Genomic DNA, 3961 nt, shown 5'->3' with positions numbered 1-3961 from the left:
GTCGGCGTGGCGACAGCGCCCGCCGATTTGCGCACGGCGTCCATCTCAGCGTCGAAACTGGCGGTGAGCCGTTCGGCTGCCTCTTCGCGATCAAGCGCGGCGCCGACCACCGCGATCTTCTCGCGCACGCCTTGCACGCTCGGATCGCCCGGCAGCGCGACGAAATCGACGCCCGCCGCCTTCAGCGTCTCGACCGCTTCGGGCGGGCCTGCCGTGGCTTCGGCGAGGATCAGGTCGGGATCGAGCGCCAGCACGCCCTCGGCCGAGAGCGCGCGGACATAGCCCACATCGGGCAGCTCGGTGATGCGCTCGGGATATTGCGAGGTGGTGTCGCGCGCGACGAGTCGATCCTCCGCGCCAAGGGCCACGACGATCTCGGTCACGGCCCCGCCGAGCGAGATCACGCGGGCGGGCTCGGCCAGTGCGGGGCCGGCGGTGAGAAGGGCTGCGATCAGGGCAAGGCGCTTCATGCCTGACCCTCCAGACACGGCAATGCGCGGATCGTCGCGTTGAACGCCTCGACGCCGCCATCCTTGCGCGAGGCGAAGATCTGCGTGATCAGCGCGCCGTGCTTGTCGAAGGCTTCGAGACTGAGCGCGGGGCCGTTCTTCGTCGGCTTGTCGACCAGCCAGACCTCGGCGATGTGGTCGCTGCGCAGATGCAGGTTGAAGCGCGGGTCGAGCACGTTGATCCACGGGCCCATCGGCTTCACCGTCTCGATCGTGCCGCCATAGATCTCGATGCAGCCCGCATTGCCGACGAAGATCATCAGCGGCGTCTGATCAGTTGCGCAACGGGTCAGCAGCGCCTCGACTGCATCGGGGGACATCTCGGTGGCATAGGGCGCGCCCGCGATCCGGTAGGCGCCGAGCCGGTTCATCTTAAGCTTCGAGACCAGCCGCAGGAACTGATGCGTGTCGGTCAGCTTATCCCATTCCGCGCGCAGGGTCTCGGCCTTCTCGGGCAGCGATTTAGCGGCCTCGACCTGAGCGCGGGGCGCAAGGTCGAGCTGATCCGATTGCGCGGGCAGGCGCAGCGCCGCGACGAGCGCGTGGAAGGCCGCCACGTCGCTCTCGGGTTTCAGATGCACCTTGTGGATCGCATCGCCCGCCGGGTCGAACACCTGGATCGAGCGTTTCTCGCCATCCTCCAGCGCGAAAGCATGGGCCCAGTGCTGCGCGAAGAGACGCAGGTCAATCTCCTTGCCGAGCACCATCTGCGCATGCGCGCCCGAGTGATACTCTTCGTAAGTGCCGCGCCGTTCGATTACGCAGCTCTCGTTGCGGGTCAGCGCCATCACGTCTCCAAGCGCGGTCAGGCGCGGCATGATCGCATCGGGATGGGCTTCGATCGCGGTGGCGGTCGTGCCGATCTGGGCGGCGACCAGTTCGGCCTCCGCGATGCCATGCTGAGAGGCGAAATCGCGCGCGCGCATCTCGGGGCGTTCGGCGCGGAGCGCGCGGATACCTTCGGGGGAAAGCTGTTGGGGCAGGGTGCCGTCTGCGGGCATGGGGAGTCCTCTCGTCGTTTTCGCAAAGGGCGCGAATCTGGCGAGAGGGCGGGGCCTCGGGCTGGGCGCGGATGGGATCAAATATATCTCGGGAATATACTTGACTAGTTTTGTCGGATTCTCTAGCTGGTCAAATCATCGAAATCAAGACAGTTTCTGCGCTGCCAGCGTCACGCCAGCCCCATGCAGACCACAAAGGGGACACTCATGGCTACGACGCCTCGCGCCGCGCGGATGCGGCTTTTCACGACAGTTACCAGCCTCGCGCTGATCGCCGCCGCAGGTCCGGCACTCGCACAGGAGAGCGGGTCCGATGACGGCTATACGATGCTGGGCCGCCTGATCTATGGCTGGGGTACGCCGAAAGTGGCGATCGACACGCCGCAGGCAGTGACGGTGATCGACCAGCAGGACCTCGACGAGGAACAGCCCCGCACGATGGGCGATCTCTTCGCCGATGTGCCGGGCGTTCAGGCGGCGGGCGCTTCGGCGCGGATGCTGGGGCAGGCCTTCAATATCCGCGGCATCGGCAATGCCGAGCAGACCGGCAGCCAGAACCGCATCATCATCACCGTGGATGGCGCGGTGAAATTCTTCGAGCAATATCGCACCGGTTCCTTCTTCGGCGATCCGGAGCTCTACAAGCGCGTCGAAGTGCTGCGCGGTCCGGCCTCGTCCACCATGTATGGCTCGGGCGCGATCGGCGGCGTGGTGAATTTCACCACCAAGGACGCGACCGATTTCATCCCCGAGGGGCAGACCGGCGCGGTGCGGCTCAAGGGCGCGTATGACAGCAATGGCGACGGCAAGATCGGCACGGTGACCTATGCCCAGAAACTGGGCGAGGATGCGAATATGCTGTTCAGCTATTCGCGGGGCTCGTCCGACGACATGGAAGACGGCGGGGGCGAGACGATCCCGGCCACCGCAGGCGATCGCTGGTCGGCGCTGCTGAAGTCGAACTACTATTTCGGCGAGAACCGCGATCAGCGCCTGACGTTCTCGGCCTCGCGCACCGATAGCGACCTGAAGGATGCGGCCGTCGCGCAGACCGGCGGGGCGCTGGCCTCGGCTTTCGGCACCTCGGATCTGCATGCGATCGACGACACGCTCAGCCTGACCTACGCCAATGAAGGTGTGGGCAACCCGTGGCTCGATCTCGAAGCGCAGCTGAGCTACTCGAAAACCTCGACGGAGCGCGACAATTTCTCGCTCGGGATGATGTGTTCGGCGGGCCGTTTCTCGGTGCTCTGCCCGAATACGGCAAGCTACGAGACCACCGCGCTCAAGCTGGAGAACACCGTCGAGATGTCGCGCGGCGCGTGGGAGAACTACCTCACCTTCGGCACGCAGCTCTCGCATCAGAACCGCTACGCGAATTCCTCGGTGGGCGAACCCGCCTTCCACCCCGGCGGCACCGAGGACAAGCTGGGTCTCTATGTGCAGGGCGAATTCGTCTGGAACGACAAGCTGACGATCACACCGGGCCTGCGCGTGGACCGGGCGTGGCTCTCGCCCGATGCGGCGGCGGCGGCCCAAGGCGGCACCGATCAGGACGGCACGGCGGTCTCGCCGAAGATCGCAGCGCTTTATCAGTTCAACGACACTTGGGGCGTCTTCGGCTCGCTCGCACGGACCGAGCGGATGCCGACGCTGGACGAGCTTTATCAGACCGACGGGATCGGGGCGGCGGGTCGCACCGCGAGCCTCAATCTCGACAAGGAGAAAGCCACCACGGTCGAGCTGGGTGTGACCTATCAGACCTCGGGCCTTCTGTCGGAGGGCGACAGCCTTTCCGCCAAAGCCACGCTGTTCCACAACGATCTGACCGATCTGATCGCGGCCAATCCCTCCGGCTCGGTCGGCGTGCCCTATTTCCGCAATGTCGATTCCGCGAAAATCTGGGGCGGCGAGATCGAGGCGTCCTACGAGGCCGATCGGTGGTTCGGTCAGCTCGCCTATTCCAAGGTGAAATCCAAGGACGAGGCGACGGGCCAGACCCTCACCGACACGCCCGCCGAGAATATCGCGCTGACGTTGGGGGCGAAATTCCCCGATCAGGGCGTGCGCGCGGGCTGGCGCGTGCAGGGCTTCAGCGGGATCGAGACGGCGTCCGCCTCGACCTCCGCGCCGGGCTACGCCACGCATGATCTCTTCGTCAGCTGGAAACCCGAACGGCTCGCCGGGATCGAGGTGAACCTGACGGTCGAGAACGTCTTCGACCGCGAGTATCGCAACAACCTCTCGCTCGACAACGCGCCGGGCCGGAACGTGAAACTCGCCGTCGCCAAGGCCTTCACATGGTGAGGGCGGCGCTCCTGACACTGCTTTGCGCGTGCCTCCCTCATGGCATTTCCGCGCAGGGCGCGCCCCGGCTCAGCTTGACGCTGGCCGGGGCAACCGAGGCCGAGGGCGCCTGCCGGTTGAGTTTTCTGGCGGAGAACGGGTTGG

3 protein-coding genes are annotated in these 3961 nt (G+C 65.7%); 1 reads left to right on the top strand and 2 read right to left on the bottom strand.

Annotation, left to right across the window (positions count from 1 at the left end; genetic code table 11):
- On the bottom strand, nucleotides 1–470 hold a 470-nt coding region (locus B3D39_RS04095; RefSeq protein WP_286789408.1), incomplete at its 3' end, for a heme/hemin ABC transporter substrate-binding protein.
- Nucleotides 467–1510: a hemin-degrading factor gene (locus B3D39_RS04090; protein WP_274961669.1), complete on the bottom strand. Its 1044-nt coding sequence runs from the start codon at nucleotides 1508–1510 to the stop codon at nucleotides 467–469. The genes B3D39_RS04095 and B3D39_RS04090, both read right to left, overlap by 4 nt.
- 207 nt (nucleotides 1511–1717) lie before the next feature.
- On the opposite strand from B3D39_RS04090, the gene B3D39_RS04085 reads away from it, so the two are divergent.
- A complete protein-coding gene (locus tag B3D39_RS04085; RefSeq protein WP_274961670.1) occupies nucleotides 1718–3817 on the top strand; it encodes a TonB-dependent receptor domain-containing protein in 2100 nt (699 codons plus the stop codon).
- Nucleotides 3818–3961 lie beyond the last annotated feature (144 nt).

This window comes from Thioclava sp. UBA3469, assembly GCF_002378135.1.
Taxonomy (GTDB): Bacteria; Pseudomonadota; Alphaproteobacteria; order Rhodobacterales; family Rhodobacteraceae; genus Thioclava; species Thioclava sediminum.
This window is presented reverse-complemented; position numbering and strand designations above follow the sequence as displayed.

Coding starts and splice junctions, on each gene's coding strand:
- B3D39_RS04085 (WP_274961670.1), top strand. CDS start 1,718: ATGGCTACGACGCCTCGCGCCGCGCGGATGCGGCTTTTCACGACAGTT.
- B3D39_RS04090 (WP_274961669.1), bottom strand. CDS start 1,510: ATGCCCGCAGACGGCACCCTGCCCCAACAGCTTTCCCCCGAAGGTATC.